We start from the raw sequence: 15,647 nt of genomic DNA, 5'->3' as shown, positions 1-15,647 counted from the left end.
CCTGCGCCGATGGTACTGCACTCGACAGGGTGTGGGAGAGTAGGACACCGCCGGAACATCCTTCCCGAAGGCCCCCAGCTCACGCTGGGGGCCTTTCGTGGTTTCCGGAGCCTTTTCGGTATTTCGCTGACCGCGTAATTCCACGCCTTTTCCCCATTGGTTCCGAATATCCTCCATGCCCTTTTCCCCAGTCCTAGATGTCCTAGATTGGCCGAATCCGATCACCGCTCGGGCCATTACCGACTCCGGCTGGCTCCCGAGCCGCCGCATCGACATCACGACCTGGGTTGAACGTCTCGAAGCCGAGGGATACAACGTCTCTCCCTCCGCAGTGGCAATCCTCCAGAACTTCGGCGACCTCGCCCTGCATCCGCCGGCCATCCCCGAAGCGCTCTGGCCGGCGTCTCCGCTCTTCTTCGACCCCATCGATGTCGGTCACGGTATGTACGAACGCTACATAGACCTCGAGTCCGCGATCGGCCACCGAATGACCCCTCTCGCAGCCGATTCCGCCGGAACCACTTTCGTCCTGATCCTCGACGACGGCAGGGTGGTATCGGACAGCGTCCAGGGCCTCTACCTCCTGGCCGATACCTTCCCTGATGCTCTGGACCTCCTTCTCCGCCGCCATCGAACCCCTGACCTCCTGCTCGCCTACGATCGTGACCGCCGCACCCCGGTATCCAGTGCCCGAACTCTGCCATGCCCTCAGTGATCTGCACTGTGGTGCGCGGCGGCGGTTTCTCGAACGGCAGTGGTGATGGCGCGGAAGTCCTTTCGCACGATGTCGGTGTGATTACTGGTGACCTTCGCGCTCATCTAGACGTTGGGGTTGTCGAAGACGGGGTCGCTGTCGGCGACGATCTCGTTCAGTTCGATATTGACCTCGGCGGCCTGCTTCGATTTGCCGCGGGCGCGCTCGTTGAAGGTGATGTGGCGCCACTCGGTGCCCAGTTCGTTGATGACGGGCCGCCAGCTCCTGCTGGTGGCGTAGGAGCCGTTCAGGTAGATGATGGGGCGGTCGGCGCCGCCGGTGTCGGACAGTGCGGTGTCGCCGATCTGACACGCCCACTGGCACGGTGACAGCGGATGCAGACCGGTCCGATGGCGATGGGAAGCGACCGCCAGGTACTGACCGATAGTGCCGGATCACATCGAATTCGGTTATCCCGCAACCATGTTCGCCGATCTCCTGGTATTCATGATGCCGTGCTGCAGCAGGAAGATCCGCGCTTCGCGGAACTCAGCGGTCACGATGCCTACCCCGCGATTCGCGCCGTCGTGGCCGCGTACATCATCGAGACCATCGCCGATCCGACGAACACCCACCCGCACCTGTGGAACGTGTCGGCGCTACCGTCCACCTCGAAGTCGAAGGGCATGCGCCGCCTGCTGACCCTCAATTGCAGTGGCCTGGAAACGTTGTACGTCACCGAGTATCGGCAGGCGGGCGGGATTGCGGTCGAGATCACCATCAATGTCGATGTCCCCGCCGGCTGGACCGATGAGCGACTGCACCGCGAGAGCGAGGGCGTCTGGACCGTCCGCCCCGACTACCGCAGTATTCGGGTCTGGGCGTGGAACCTCGACCTGGCCGCCCTGGTGGACGGCGACATCGATTTCGAATCCCTTACCGGAGAACACGATTTCGAGCAGCTCGCCGCCCAGCTGAACGAGGGTCTGATGCGCCGCGGAAAGTCCCCCTACGCCCGATACCACAGCGCGGCGCTCGCCCATGACCTGCTTGCGGAGGTGAAACAGATCCTGGCAGAGGAGAACGAATCACGACCGGCGTAGCGAAGTCAGCGCCGCTGGACTTCGAGCGCGGCGCGAACCCCACTCTCCAAAGCCCCTTCGATCCAGGCGGTATCGAGGCTGGTGTGATCGCCGGCGAAATGTACCCGCCCCTCGACCGATCGCGTGGCGCCGTGATGCTCATGCAACTGACCGGGAGTCGGCATCGCGGCCTCGCCGAGCGCGTATCGAGCACGCAACCAGCTCTGCGAGATCCCGACCCCGGTGAACTCGGTATCGACGCGCGCACCGAACAGTTCACGCATCCCGGCCAGTGCGAAGTCGATGCGTTCACCGTCGGTGAGCGAATCCCAGCGCATCGCATCGTCGGACAGCGTGTAGGCGGCCAGCACCACGCCACCGTCCGAGTCCTCCACATGGGACGGGAAATAGAGGGACCGGTTCGGCGAATCGGTAATGCAACTGCCACCGCGAAATCCGGCCGGTCCCTCTTCCCAGAAACGATTCCTGAACTCCAGCAACACTTTTGTCGCCGCATCATGGTGAAATTCGATGATCGCCCGCCGTTTCTCGTAGGACAACGGCGGGTCGAAGGCACAGAACCTGGCCGCGCTGAGCGGGATCGCCACGATCGCATAGTCGGCATCGAAGCATTCGACCGGATCGCTCGGACGACCGTCGGAGCCTTCACCGCCGCTCTCCGCGGTAGTCCAGACCCGCACCCCATGCTCGTGCTGTTCCACCCGCGTCATCCGCCGCCCCATCAGGATGGCCGACCCGAGTTTCCGGGTCAAAGCATCGGTAAGCGATGCCATGCCGCCCGCCAATTCCCAGTAGGTGGCGTCGGATGGGATCAGCGCATGGTCGGCGAGCGGGAAGACCACACTGTGCTGCATCCGTGACGTCAGATTCTCCAGGGTCCCGATGGCCTCGATATCCGCGCGTGGCCAGCCTTGTTCCATGAGATAGCTTCGCAGGGACTGGTTTTCGTGAGCACGCAGCACAGAGGCCCAACCCTCGACCTGCTGCTCGATCGACAGGTCGGCCCGCACCGCGACTTGACGCAACGCGGCATCCAGGACCGAGTGTCCGGACCTGGTCAGCGCAGAGCCGAACCCTGCGTGTACCGAACTCGGGTTCGCGGCGTACCCGCTACGGGTGAAGGTGAGTCCGTTGACCTTGATCAGGCTGCGACCGGCCGCGGCGGGCGGCACGTACCGCACCTTCGGTCCATTGGACCACTCCTCACCGGTGAAGGAACGGTAGCTCACCGGGGGAGCCGATGCCGGAATACCGTTCCCCGGCAGCACGTCCGAGTTCAAGAACGGCCGGCGCCGCAGTCCCAGCTTGTCAGCCAGCGCCAGGACCAGAGGGTGTGCGCTGGACAGCCGCATCGCACCGGCCTCGGCGTACAGCGCCCGATCAGTGAAGACCCCGCGCAATGTCTTGACCCGACCGCCGGTGCGATTCCCATTGGCCTCCAACACGATAACTCGCTGTCCAGCCTCCGCAAGCAGGTTCGCCGCGCTCAACCCAGCGGGGCCGGCGCCGACGACGATGACCTTCTTGGGTGTCCCGGTTTTGGGCAGACCGGTATCGATGAGAACCTTCAGATAAGCAAGAGTGAGGTCATCACCGTTCTCATCAACCCCCAACAACTCTCGCGCAAGCAGCTCGCTGCGATCGCCGATGGTGTTCCGGGAAGCCGTGGTGCAGCCCGTCGTCGCGATTGCACCCGCAGTGAATGCACCAGCAGCCAGTGCGGCAGTCAGCAGCCCGCGCCGGGGAACTCCACTCCGTGACATTCCCGAGCCTCTCGGAACTGGGCAGCGTGACCGCGCAACGAAATCCACGATAAGTGGGCTGAGGCAGCTCGCCTCGACGACACCCCGATGCCCGCCACGGAGGCGTACGTGCAGCTACCTAGCCCCTGCATTAGCAGTCGGTCACGATCGGCGCACCCGTTCTTCAGGCGAATCGTCCGTTGAGAGTTGTGCGTCGGGCAGCAAGCATTCCGAACACGCCTCCGGGTGACGGACTGGTCCGGACGGACTTCGGCTGTGCCTGATCGGGTGCCCCGTATGTGAAGAGTCGGGCACCGGTCAGGCCGGTCGGCCGCAGCACTTCTTGTATTTGCGTCCGGATCCGCACCAGCAGGTTTCGTTGCGTCCCGGTGGCCAGGGCGTCGCATGAGCGGTTCGGAGCAACTGCGCCGCGAATGCCGCTCGGGTCGAAGGGTTCTCGGGGTCGGTGTTGGTTCCGGCGGCGTATTCGATGAGACCGTCAACGGTGGCGGGCGTTACGGACATCGACAGCCCCGGCTCGGCGGTGCGGAGGGTGTGTTCCACCGTGTAGCGATGCTCGTCGAATGTTCCGTATGAGTCCTGGAGCGCGGGCCATCGCTGAATGGCCTGTGCGAATTCGGTTTCCGGAAAATACAGTGTTGCCACGGCTACCGGTTGGGGCCGATCCGGCTGCTCGAGCAGCTCGATCCACTTTCGGCGGTCCTCATCCACGCCCGAATCGTTCTCATCCTCGGGCAGCCCCAGCTCTTTCCGGACGCGGGCGCGGCCGGAACTCAGCCGAAACCTGCCCAACATGTGACGAGAGTCGTTGCCGGTCACTGGCACTCGTGACCGTTTCAATCCAGCCTCGAACCAGTTCAGCGCCTCTTCCCAGTCCTCGCGCGTTTCGAATGCCTCGCCGGCGATCTCGTACACCTGATAGTCGTCGAGCCCTTCGGCGAACACCACGTCCAGCTGTGCCCGTGCCTCCGCCTCGCGCCCGTGCTCCAGCAGGAATGACGCGTACCAGACCCGCGCATCGCCGGCGACCCGTCCGCCATCGGCGATCGCATCCAAGTACCGCCGCCGTGCCCGCTCCACGTCTCCGGCGAGCGCCCAATACGATGCCGCTTCGCTGAGATTCTGTGCCCGCTCCGAGAGATTTCCCTCGGCGGCCTCCTGCTCGTAATGGCGCGCGATCTCCTCTGGAGGCGCGCCATCACCGAACACATCGGCGAGGGTGCTCAGTTCGGCGCGCAGCCGGGCATTCTCGGCCTCCAACTGCTCTCTCCGCCGTCGCAATCTTCGGTACTGCGCGTCATCGCCGGTATCGCGAGACATCGTGCTCCTCTCCGCACTGTCCATCGACCGTCGATTGTCCTACCCCGGGAGGCATCCGGTCACGCCGCCGCCCGCCCGCCACCTCCCTGTCCGGGCACAACCGGTTCATCGTGATCAAGCATCGACCCGGATGGCCGATGCCCGGCCTTCAGCGGCGCTGGATGCTTGTCGCGGCCGCGCATGCGTGACGTTGCGGCGACCACTGAACGATCGCCGCATTCCTCGTGGAGAGTCCCTACGCCCGTAATCGCAACAATGCCCTCGCCAACGACCTGCTCGCGCAGCTCCTCGAGCTTCTTTGCTGCATCGGTGTCCATGCCGCCGAACTGGGTGCCGGGGCGACGTCTACTTCGCCGAACCCGGCAACGACTTCAATAGCGCGATCATGTCGTTGCCCACGATCTAGCTCGCTGCGGTGTCTGGATCAGTCCTGCATGAAGCCGATCCAGATGTAGTCGCGGGCTCGGGTGAGGGCGACCATGCGTTGGCGCGCAGCCAGATCCGCACGATCTCGTTCGGCACCGGTGAGGGGCTTCGCGGAGGATTTCGGCGCGTCGGTGAGATGGAATACGGCGGCGAAGTCCATGCCTTTGGCCCGGTGGACCGTGCCGATCTTGACCGCCTCTTGGTAGGTGCCGTCGAAACTTTCGAGGGAGAGTGTGGGGATCTCTGCGCGGCGTAGGGCTGCGGAGGCGCGGTCGATCTCTCTTTTCGTGTTCAGGATGACCGCGATGTCGGCCAGGGGATATCCGGAGTCTTTGACCGCTCGGACCAGTCGAGCTTCGGCTTCTCGTCGTGGGAAGGTCTCGGATTTGGCTGTGCCGCCGGGGAGTACACCTTCGGCGTCGCGCAGCGTGAATCCGGGTGCGCCGTCGAGGTCGTCGACGGTGTTTCCGGCCTCGATGCGTTTGGCGTACTCGTGCACTGCCGCGCGATTGCGGTAGTTGGTATTCAGTACCGCGCCGCGGCCGACGATGGGAATCCCTGCATCGGATAGTCGCCAGCCGCCGGCGTAGACCTGCTGTTGTCCGTCTCCGACGAGTAGCAGCGGCGCGGTCGGTTCGCCACCGGCTATCTGGTGGACCAGCTTCAGCTCCAGCAATGTGAAGTCCTGCACCTCGTCGACGACGACGAGCCCGTAAGGATCGTCCAGCGGGGCGGCACACAACTCCTCGATTGCCCTGGCGATCACATCCATGAAGTCGAAGACGCCCCGCTGCTCCAACCAATCCTGATACGGCTCGAATAAGCTCTCCCACACTGTCTTCCGTTGGTCATCGCCGAGGCTGATGCCGTTCCGTCCGGTGCGGTCGATGGACTGATACTGCGTGAGCGTGGTGATACCACGGCCTTTGATCACACGCTGGATCTCGTCCTTCCAATAGCCCGGGTTGGATTCGATGGGTTCGAGTTGCGTTCGAGCCTGGGCTCGCCAGGCGTTACCGAAGGCCGTCTCGGCGGTGCCGTTGTCCAGTTCGAAGTCGATCGCGCGGTCCTTGAGGAACCACATCGTCCACCCGTACAGGCCGATGAATTCGGCCCGATCGCCGGCCTGTGGTGCCAGGCGCGCGAATCCGGACCGATGATAATCGGGCAGGTTGCGCACGAAGCTGGTGAAAAGTAGCCGGCCCGGATTGTGTTTGGCGAATCGAGCCATTCGATGCAGGGCCACAACGGTTTTCCCGGTTCCGGCGGGTCCGCTGAAGCGGGCCGGGCCGTTGTAGTTCCGGACGACCAGTTCCAGCTGGCTCGGGTCGAGGAAGATCATCCATTCATGAAATGGCCGCCCCAGCGCTTTGGTCCGGGTGTCGTCGCGCAGGTCGGTTGCAGAGAACAGCCCCTCGGCGGCTCCAGCGGCTGTGGCCGCAGGAGCATCGTCGGTGGATATCAATTCGAAGCCGCTATCGCGTTCGGCGACTGCGTGGGCGATCTCCCGGGCACGCTGTTTGGTCAGCCTTGCTTCTCCGCCGAAAAGCGCTCCAGGGAAGCTGTTCAAGTCCACCGAGGTGAATGTGGCCTCTGAGCCGGCATCGATGGCTCGGGGCATGAGTAGCAACGTCTCGATCATGTGCGGCACGTAATAGCTGCGGCCCGCACCGAGATTCGAGAATGTCGCCTCGGCGTGGCTCCGAGCCCGCCGCAGTTCCGGCATGTCCGGAACAGCGTCGGTGAGCACGAGTGCGAATACTCCCGAGGGCCCGATCGCGAACGCATCGGCCTGCCCCTGGCTCCCGTGATCACCTCTCCGATTGACCAGCACATGCCAGCCACTTCGCATCAACGGAACCGAGAGGAACCGCCGACGCACCCCATCCAGGAACGGCAGTTCCCCCAACTCCCGCTCGACCCACCGTCGACGCTGCTCGAACTGCATATCCGCCATCGGAAACCCCACTTCCAGGCTCTCTGACAGGCGACCGCACGGTCGTCATTGGCAGCGAGGTTGCGTAGGTCAGATGCGAGTTACTATGAGTGGCAACATATTTCATGTGCGCCACTGTGGTTCCGGGAACGGGCGTGGATGTCACGCTCCGTCATATGGATTGGCACGGAATAGGATTCGCGGGCTGGTTGCGAAATACGTACATCGAGCCCAGCATCAAAGATGTGCGGTGGTTCGTCGGCCGATGGATGTACTGAGGGCGTCCAATTCGGCGAGTACATCGGTTGCTGCCCAGATGCGGTTGCGTTTGCTTTCCGACAGGACCTCGAGGATGCCGGCGTTTGTCAGCCGTCCCAGTGCCCGGTAGGTGCTGCCATCGGTCGTGCCGGCGATCTGTTGTGCGGTATCGGCGTTCAGGATCGGCGTCTCCAATAGTGCGCCGAGTATTGCTTCGTCTGCCGAGTTCGTCCGTGGTCGTGCGATGTCGTGCCAGCGCGCCGGAAGCTCGGCGAGGGCGAGAGCCGAGTCCTGTGCGGCCTCGCTGGCGTGTATGGCTCCGATGGCCAGATACTCGACGAACGAGTCGGCTTGCCCGTCTCGGAAGTGGTTGAGGTGCATGAAGTATCGCCGGGTGTCGGCCAGCATGACGGATGCCAGTGGCACAGTTACTCGTCGGGTGAGTCTGCGCCGGCGCAGCACCGCGCTGATCAGTGCCCGTCCGATCCGCCCGTTCCCGTCGGTGAAGGGGTGAATGGACTCGAACTGTGCATGCGTGATGGCTGCCTGCGCCAGTATCGGCAGGTCGCTGCGGTTGACGAAGACCAGCAGGTCCTCCATCAATTCAGGTACCGACTCGGGTGGTGGCGGTACATGCGCGGCATCGATCGGGGTGTAGTCGCTACCGCCGATCCAGTTCTGCACGTCGCGCAATTGCCCCGCGTCCCGCGCGGTGTAGTAGTCGGTGGCCATCAGTAGTCGGTGCGCGGTCAGCAGATCGGCCAGTGCGACGGTTCCCGAGCCGGCTGCGTCGACCATCGAGATGAGGGCTTTGACCGCCGCCAGTTGAGCCTTTGCCTCCTCGCTGGCTTTTCCTCCGGCGATCGCTTTGCCGAAGGCCCGCCAGCCCGCGTCGATGTGTTCGATCTTGGAGGACGCCACCGACTCACTGCGCAACAGAAAGTCGGCCAGCGGTACCAGGTGTTCTCCGAACCCGGCTTCCAGGCGGGCTATGGCGATCAGCGCGTTTTCGTGAGCTCGGGCGACTGGGCCGGTGGGGTCGTAGTCGAGCTCGCTGATTCGGGGCGGGATCGAGACCTTGATCTGATCGAGGGTGCGGTCTGCACGCGACCCTTGTCGCTGACGAGGGATCCAAGTGCGCTCTTCGACTCGATGCGGTGGCCAGTTCAGCGCTCCTCCTTCAAGGAAAGTGCGAATAACTGCGATCATAACGTACTTTGTGCTGGGTAAACGCAGCTATGGGCCTCTGTGGCTGAGGTTTGGGGTTGCACGGTTGATGGTGGCAAATGTGCGGCTATCTGGATTGTTGTAGGCTGCGGGCTACTGCTGGTTGTGGGGGAACTGTTTGCAGGGGGTGCTGTGGTGACTGATGACGGGGCCGGATTGCGGTCGGAGATGGCGGCGTTTGCCGGTGGGTTCGGGCATCCAGAGTCGATTCGGCTGGCTTTCCTGGATGCGCTGTTGTGGGTGCCGACCACCGATGACGGTCGGTTCTGCACCTCGAAGGTCGAGGGGATCGCCTGGCTGTGTGCCTTCACCGAGGAGCGTGAGTACGCCCGCTACGTGGTTGGGCGCGGGGTGGTCGCGGATCGGGAGTATCGATTCCATCGACTGCTGGGGCGGCGATTGATCGCTTATGCGGAGGATTGCTCGCAGCCCACCGGAGTGGTGGTCGATTGTGCGGGCGCGACGCCCTTCGCGTTTCCGCCGAAGGTTGTGCCGGCGAGCGCGGGGGTCTCCGGTGAGTGATGAATTGAAGGTCGAACCGGAGGTGCTGACCGCGGCCGCCGACGGGATCAACAAGATCGTCGGTGATCTGAAGGGGATGGGAACCGCCGAGACTGCCGCGGAGGGGAGGGGTTTCGAATCGCTGACCCTGTCGGGTTTGGCGGCGGGGAAGGCATCGGTGCGAGATGCGGTGTCGGGGTTCACTTCTCGCTGGGCGTGGGGTGTCCGGGCGTTGGTGCAGTCGGCGAATTCGATCGCGCAGGTGCTGGGTTTGGCGGCGGGCCGCTATCACATGATCGATCAGACGTATTCGAACATGTTCAAGGCGATGTACACCCAGCTGAAGGGCAACCCGCACCTGACCGCCGAGCAGGCCGACAAGAAGTCGTGGCAGCAGCTGCTGGCCGATAATCCCGGCAATTGGATTCAGCATCCCGACTACAGTTCCGAGTCGTTCGACCACATGGTGGATCATCTGAAGCTGGATGGTCAGGTCGTGCAGGCGGTGGGCCCGGATGCGTTGTCCAATAGCGGTATTCCGACGCATTGGACCACCGGCGACGCGCAGAAGGCGGCGCAGATCCTGGCGACGGAGAAACCGTATCCAGGTCGTGAGGGAGGCACGAACTGATGGGGTTCGGCAGCTTCCTCGACAATATCGGCGACAAGATCGAGAACGCGGTCGACTCCGCGGTCAAGACGGTCAAAGAGAAGGCCGGCGAGGCCGGGGAGGGCGCGCTCGACGGCGCGGCCGTGATCGCGCGCAGCCTGGGCGCGGACGGTGTCGCCGACGAGCTGAACAAGGCCGGCGAACACCTCGCGGACCTGGCCGGCGCCGACGTCCCGGAGAAGGAACTCGGCGAAACCGACGACCCGAAGGAATTGATCCACGGCGACCCGGCCGCCATTCATACCCTGGCGGAGAAGCTCCGCACGATGGGCGACGACCTCTCGCACACCGGTGAAGCGCTCAAGGCGATCAATGTCGCCGACTGGACCGGCAAAGCTGCGGATGCCTTCCACCGCGAGTACGCCAAGCAGCCCAAGCTCTGGTGGGACGGCGCGGACGCCATGCACGCCGCGGCCGGCCTGCTCGACGGCTGGTATTGGACAGTCACGACCGCCCAGACAGCAGCCGAGGAAGCGATCCGGGAATGGCAGGACGCGGCGAAAGAGGAGAAGCGCGCCAAGGACTCCTACAACGCGCTGTCCAGTGCACAGAAGAAGCGCACCACCCTGACCGATTCGTGGTCATCGATGCGGCAGAACGCCCGCGATCGATTGCGGGCGGCGCGCAAGACCCGCGACCAGGAAGCCGCGAGCCTGGTATCCGGAATGGACGCGGAGAAGAACAAGGCGCCGGAGAAGCCGCCGTTCCACGAGCGGATGCTCGACGACGTCGGCGACCTCTACAGCGGATCCCAGCTCGCCACCGCGAATTTCACCAAGGGCCTGCTCACCAGCGCCACCTCGATGGTGCAGTTCGTCCGCTCGACCGACATCCTCGACCCCTACAACTTGACCCATCCCGCCGAATACTTCGAGCACATGGGCGATTTGGGGACCGGACTGATCACCGCGTCCGCGGATCCGGGGTCGGTGGTCAAGTCGTATCTGAAGAACTGGTCGGACAATCCATCCGAAGCGGCGGGGTCGTTCGTCGGAGACATTCTGCTGACGGTGGCGACCGACGGCACCGGCACGGTCGCCAAAACCAGCCTCACTGCGGCGAAGGACTCCACTCTCGCGCTCGATGCGACTCGCGGACTGCCGAACATGCTCGATCACGGCTTGCCGGATGGAGCTCCGTTGCGCGGCGCCCCGCACGATGCTCCGGCCGGCCCCGGCGTGCCGACACGTGAAAATGTCGCTCCTCACCCCGATTCTCCACAGGTAGATTCCGGTCCGCGGGCGGGACTGCCGGATTCTTCTGGGCCGCACACTGATTCGCCAGGCGGCCCGATGGATAGCGGACCGCACCAGGCTCCTGTCGACAGTGGGCCTAAGGCTGACGTGCCTGGAACCGTCCAACCCGCGCATCTGGATCTGCCTGCCCCGCATACCGATCCAGCCGCGCACGTCCCGGACGCGGCCCCGGTGGACATCCACCCGAGTGGCGAGTCGCCGTCGGCTCCGAACCTGCTGGGCGGCGGTGACGCGCCACGAGCCCACGCGCCCGGGCCGCACCTGCCCGACAGCGCCGGCCCGCACCCGGACAATCTGGCGGGCGCCCGCCCGGAACCTATTGCTCCACGCGCTGATTCACCTGCACCGGTGAATCCGACGCCACGTCTGCACGATGCACCGCCGGCCGTGCAATTCCCGCCGGTGCGGCCCGATGCGCCGCTCACCTCGCCGGTCCCGCGTCCCGAGGGGCCTGTCGGGCATCCGTCCCCGCCCGGTGATCTGCCACGCGGTGATGCTCCGCGTGTGACTCGCGACCCTCTCGTCGAGGGTGGTCCGGTCACGGCGGGCCCGCGCGCGGCCGACCCGGTCCCGAATACGGCCAAACCGCACCCCGATTCACCGATGGACCAGCGTGGTCCGCGTGAGCAGCCGCCGGTCCCGGATCGCGCGGGCGGACCGTCCGCTGCCCCCGACCACCCGAAAGCAGACGCTCCGCACCCGGATTCACCCGCCGATGCTCACCCGAGTGGCCCACACGGTGAACCGGCAGACCCGCACACTGCGGACCCCAACTTCGAGGATCGGGCCCACTCCGACACCGACGGCCACCCGCATCAGTCGGCGACCGACACGTCCCCGGAAACCAACCGCACCCCCGAAAAGACCTGCACCGGCCGCGACCCTGTCGACATCGCGACCGGCGAATTCCTGCTTCCCGAAACGGATCTCGAACTGCCCGGCGTGCTGGCGCTGGTGCTGCGACGGCGTCATCGCTCCAACTACCGGTTCGGGCGCTGGTTCGGTCCCTCGTGGTCGGCCACCCTGGATGTGCGGGTCGTCGTCGAGGACGAGGGTGTCACGTTCCTGGGCGAGGACGGTCTCATGCTCGCCTATCCGCACCCGGAACCCGGGGTCTCGGTGGAAGCGATCAGCGGCGGTCCGGGCTGGACCCTCACTCGGACGGATGTCGGCGGCTACCGGATTTGGGACCCGCAGCGAGAACTGCTGTGGCACTTCGCTCCCAATGCGGATCTCGATGGGCTCGATGCCCAATTGGGCAACTACGCCCTCTCGGCGATCACCGACCGCCACCGCAATCGCATTCGTTTCCACTACAACGCCGATGGTGCGCCGGTCGCGGTCACTCATTCCGGCGGATACCGCGTGGACATCGCGACCGCAGCCGGACGCATCACCGCCCTCACCGTTGTCGGGATCGATGAGGCTGGCAGAGAAACCCACACGCAGGTAAGGGAATTCGGCTACCGGTCCGGAAACCTGATCTCCGTAACCAACGCCGTCGCGGCCACCACCCGCTACACCTACGACGACCACGCCCGCATGCTTTCGTGGACCGACTCCAACGCCACCTCCCTGCACAACACCTACGACGAGGCCGGCCGAGTAATCCACCAACAAGGCACCGCCAACATCCTCAACAGCACCTTCGACTACCTGACCTTCCCCGACGGCACCGGCACCCTCACCACCGTCACCGACTCCCTCGGCGCCCCCACCTACCACGGCTTAGACCACGACCTCCGCCTCCGCGACCTGACCGACCCCGCCGGCGGCCGCACCCACTACGACTACAACCAGGACCGCCACCCCCTGAAAGTCGTTGCCCCTGACGGCGCAACTACCGAATACCGCTACACCACCCACGGCGATGTCACCCAGATCGTCCGCCCCGACGGCGCGAGCATCACCGTCGACTACCAACACCGCCACCGCCCCACCAAAATCACCGACGTCGACGGAGCGGTCCAACGCCGGGAATGGGACAAGGCAGGCAACCTGATCGCCGAGATCGACCCAGCCGACATCCGCACCGAATACAGCCGCCACCCCAACGGCGCCGTCGCCTCCGTACTCACCGCCACCGGCGCCCGCACCACCATCGAGGTCAATACCGCAGGCCTGCCAACCGCCGTGACCGACCCCTACGGCGCCACCACCCACATCGCCCGCGACACCTTCGGCCGCCCCATCCAAATCACCGACCCTCTCGGTGCTGTCACCCTCTATGAATGGTCCCCGGCTGGAAACCTCCTGTCCCGCACCGACCCCGAAGGCCACCGCGAATCGTGGACCTGGGACGGCGAGGGCAACCAACTCACCCACACCGACCGCGCCGGCGGCCACACCCGCAACACCTACGGCCCCTTCGACCTGCTGGAATCCCGCACCGCCCCCGACGGTTCGACAACCCACTACACCTGGGACACCGAACGCCGCCTCACCGCGGTCACCAACCCCCTCAACCAAACCTGGACCTACACCTACGACCCCGCAGGCCGCCTGACCGCCGAAACCGACTACACCGGCGCCACCACCCACTACACCCACGACCGAGCGGGCCGCGTCGCCACCGTAACCCCCGCCACCGGCATCACCCGCCACCACAACCACGACCTGCTGGGCCGGCTCACCGAAATCATCGCCGACACGGGGGAGTGGCGCCGCTACCGCCACGACCGGGCCGGCCGAGTGGTTACAGCATCCTCGGGCATCGGCGAAGCCCCCATCCACACATTGGAATTCGCCTACACCCCCACAGGTCAGCTCCTCACACAACAGCTCGACCACCAGCCCCCACTGCAACACGAGTACGACCCTCACGGCCGCCGCATCCGCCGCACAACTCCAGGCGCTGCCGTCACAACGTGGCACTGGGATATCGCAAACCGCGTCCAGTCAATGTCGGCCGACGGCCGCCACATCCACTTCACGCATGACAACATCGGCCGTCAAACAGGCTGGCGCATAGGCGAACTGGCAGTAGATCGAACCCTGTCCGCCACCGACCGTGTCACGACCCAACAGGTCACCGGCTTCCCCGCCTCATCCCTCAACCTCGATCCCAGCCACGCCGAACGCCCTGCACCCCGCTCCCTCCGGCACGACACGTACACCTACCGCCCAGACGGCTGCCTCACGGCCCACACCCTCGAACGTCATGGCCTCGCACCAGAACACAGGCGGTACTCCGTTGACCAGATCGGCCGCGTCACCACCATCACCCGCGACGAGGTCCTCGCCGACTCATACGCCTACGACCCGCTGAGCAACATCACCGATGCTCTCGCGGAAGCTATCGGTACGGGCAATCTCGATACAGGCGGCGACATCGCGCCTCCTGAGTTCTCGAGTAGCACTGGCGTCCAAGCCGAGTCGAGCAGCAACGGTCGACGCGAGTACCACAACAACTTGCTCATCCGAGACGGCCGCACCCGCTACCACTACGACGCCGCGGGCCGCCTAACCCGCAAGACCACCACCCGACTCTCCCGCAAACCCGCCATCTGGCACTACCGCTACGACGCCTTCGACCAACTCATCGCCGTCCAAACCCCTGATGGACAGTGGTGGCAATACACCTACGACGCGGCGGGACGTCGCACCGCAAAACGGCGCCGAACCGATGACGGCACAATCCTGGATCGCACCGACTACACCTGGGACACGACCTATCTGATCGAAGAGGTCGGCGCCCGAGGGACCACTCGATGGCACTACCAGCCCTCCTCCCGCGCGCCGATCACCCAGAGTACGGACCAGAACACCATCGATCGTGCTTTCTATGCCATCATTACTGACCTCGTCGGCACACCAGTCGATCTCGTCGACCCGGATAACGCCGAAACCGTAGCCACGGCACGGGTTGACTTGTGGGGAGCGACAACCTGGCGGGGCGATGCCGACTCGGCTCTGCGCTTCCCTGGCCAGATTCATGACCCGGAATCCGGGTTGCACTACAACCTGTACCGGAACTACGACCCATCCACTGGGCGTTTCCTCACACAGGATCCGCTAGGGCTCGCACCAGCCCCCAACCCGAGTGCTTACACGCATAACCCGCTCACCTGGTCCGATCCGCTGGGATTGACGCCGTGTCGCGAACTGGGTCTCAGCGATGCGGCGAACTCGGCAATTCGGCGATTCGAGAACATAATGCAGGACCCGGTAGGGGCTGTTAACTCGGAGCCGAATCACAATCACTACTACGCGGCAAGGCTCGAGGCTGATGGGCAAGTGGTCGCTATGAAACCTAATGGAGTGCCGTTCGACCACATTGCCGATTTGACTCAAGCCAGAAACGGCCTTGACAATATTCGAATGACGCTTGAACGCGAGCTTTCAAGGCCGCCTCAAACAATAACTGAGCGCGGCTTGGAGGTCTTGATCAAGAAGCGTAAGGAGGTGATCACTGAGCTGGATCGACTGAACGGATTTCTGCACTCAATCGGGCATCGATGAATGTCACTACCCTATAAATTTGCGACGGTGGG

11 protein-coding genes are annotated in these 15,647 nt (G+C 64.4%); 6 read left to right on the top strand and 5 right to left on the bottom strand.

The window, feature by feature from the left end; genetic code table 11:
• Nucleotides 1–175 precede the first annotated feature (175 nt).
• From ACIP5Y_RS42540 to ACIP5Y_RS42530, 3 genes are all read left to right on the top strand, one after another.
• Entirely contained in the window at nucleotides 176–715 is a 540-nt protein-coding gene (locus ACIP5Y_RS42540) for an SUKH-3 domain-containing protein (RefSeq protein ID WP_400358950.1), read from the top strand.
• Complete coding sequence (locus ACIP5Y_RS42535) at nucleotides 712–1,083, top strand: hypothetical protein (RefSeq protein ID WP_400358948.1); 372 nt, start codon at nucleotides 712–714, stop codon at nucleotides 1,081–1,083. The genes ACIP5Y_RS42540 and ACIP5Y_RS42535 overlap by 4 nt, the downstream gene beginning before the upstream one ends.
• A gap of 126 nt (nucleotides 1,084–1,209) precedes the next feature.
• Complete coding sequence (locus ACIP5Y_RS42530) at nucleotides 1,210–1,797, top strand: hypothetical protein (RefSeq protein ID WP_400358947.1); 588 nt, start codon at nucleotides 1,210–1,212, stop codon at nucleotides 1,795–1,797.
• Nucleotides 1,798–1,802: 5 nt separating this feature from the next.
• Here ACIP5Y_RS42530 and ACIP5Y_RS42525 read toward each other — a convergent pair whose 3' ends face one another.
• The 5 genes from ACIP5Y_RS42525 to ACIP5Y_RS42505 form a co-directional block, all read right to left on the bottom strand.
• A complete protein-coding gene (locus ACIP5Y_RS42525) occupies nucleotides 1,803–3,560 on the bottom strand; it encodes a flavin monoamine oxidase family protein (protein ID WP_400358945.1) in 1,758 nt (585 codons plus the stop codon).
• A gap of 297 nt (nucleotides 3,561–3,857) precedes the next feature.
• Nucleotides 3,858–4,880 carry an SEC-C metal-binding domain-containing protein gene (locus tag ACIP5Y_RS42520; protein ID WP_400358944.1) on the bottom strand — a complete coding sequence of 341 codons (1,023 nt, stop codon included), beginning with the start codon at nucleotides 4,878–4,880 and terminating at the stop codon, nucleotides 3,858–3,860.
• Between the two features lie 59 nt (nucleotides 4,881–4,939).
• Nucleotides 4,940–5,197, bottom strand: a complete 258-nt coding sequence (locus tag ACIP5Y_RS42515) for a hypothetical protein (protein WP_400358942.1) — start codon at nucleotides 5,195–5,197, stop codon at nucleotides 4,940–4,942.
• A gap of 107 nt (nucleotides 5,198–5,304) precedes the next feature.
• Nucleotides 5,305–7,263 (bottom strand): UvrD-helicase domain-containing protein, encoded by a 1,959-nt coding sequence (locus tag ACIP5Y_RS42510; protein WP_400358940.1) that lies wholly within the window; start codon nucleotides 7,261–7,263, stop codon nucleotides 5,305–5,307.
• A 216-nt stretch (nucleotides 7,264–7,479) separates the two neighbouring features.
• On the bottom strand, nucleotides 7,480–8,670 hold the full coding sequence (locus ACIP5Y_RS42505) for a Fic family protein (RefSeq protein WP_400359023.1): 1,191 nt from the start codon (nucleotides 8,668–8,670) through the stop codon (nucleotides 7,480–7,482).
• Nucleotides 8,671–8,862: 192 nt separating this feature from the next.
• Here ACIP5Y_RS42505 and ACIP5Y_RS42500 point away from each other — a divergent pair, with 192 nt between their 5' ends.
• From ACIP5Y_RS42500 to ACIP5Y_RS42490, 3 genes are read left to right on the top strand one after another with little or no spacing between them, the layout of a single operon-like run.
• Nucleotides 8,863–9,249: a hypothetical protein gene (locus ACIP5Y_RS42500; protein WP_400358938.1), complete on the top strand. Its 387-nt coding sequence runs from the start codon at nucleotides 8,863–8,865 to the stop codon at nucleotides 9,247–9,249.
• On the top strand, nucleotides 9,242–9,859 hold the full coding sequence (locus ACIP5Y_RS42495; protein WP_400358937.1) for a type VII secretion target: 618 nt from the start codon (nucleotides 9,242–9,244) through the stop codon (nucleotides 9,857–9,859). The genes ACIP5Y_RS42500 and ACIP5Y_RS42495 overlap by 8 nt, the downstream gene beginning before the upstream one ends.
• Nucleotides 9,859–15,615, top strand: coding sequence for a putative T7SS-secreted protein (locus ACIP5Y_RS42490; RefSeq protein ID WP_400358935.1), 5,757 nt, complete (start codon nucleotides 9,859–9,861; stop codon nucleotides 15,613–15,615). Before ACIP5Y_RS42495 ends, ACIP5Y_RS42490 begins: the two co-directional genes overlap by 1 nt.
• Nucleotides 15,616–15,647: the final 32 nt, after the last annotated feature.

The sequence above is a fragment of the Nocardia sp. NPDC088792 genome, assembly GCF_044750615.1.
Classification (GTDB): domain Bacteria; phylum Actinomycetota; class Actinomycetes; order Mycobacteriales; family Mycobacteriaceae; genus Nocardia.
The sequence above is the reverse complement of the archived record's forward strand: the minus strand, read 5'-3'. Positions and strand labels throughout refer to the sequence as shown.

Bases quoted from the DNA above. Each gene is read 5' to 3' on its own strand.
- ACIP5Y_RS42520 (WP_400358944.1), bottom strand. From the start codon at position 4,880: ATGTCTCGCGATACCGGCGATGACGCGCAGTACCGAAGATTGCGACGG.
- ACIP5Y_RS42490 (WP_400358935.1), top strand. From the start codon at position 9,859: ATGGGGTTCGGCAGCTTCCTCGACAATATCGGCGACAAGATCGAGAAC.
- ACIP5Y_RS42510 (WP_400358940.1), bottom strand. From the start codon at position 7,263: ATGGCGGATATGCAGTTCGAGCAGCGTCGACGGTGGGTCGAGCGGGAG.
- ACIP5Y_RS42540 (WP_400358950.1), top strand. From the start codon at position 176: ATGCCCTTTTCCCCAGTCCTAGATGTCCTAGATTGGCCGAATCCGATC.
- ACIP5Y_RS42525 (WP_400358945.1), bottom strand. From the start codon at position 3,560: ATGTCACGGAGTGGAGTTCCCCGGCGCGGGCTGCTGACTGCCGCACTG.
- ACIP5Y_RS42515 (WP_400358942.1), bottom strand. From the start codon at position 5,197: ATGGACACCGATGCAGCAAAGAAGCTCGAGGAGCTGCGCGAGCAGGTC.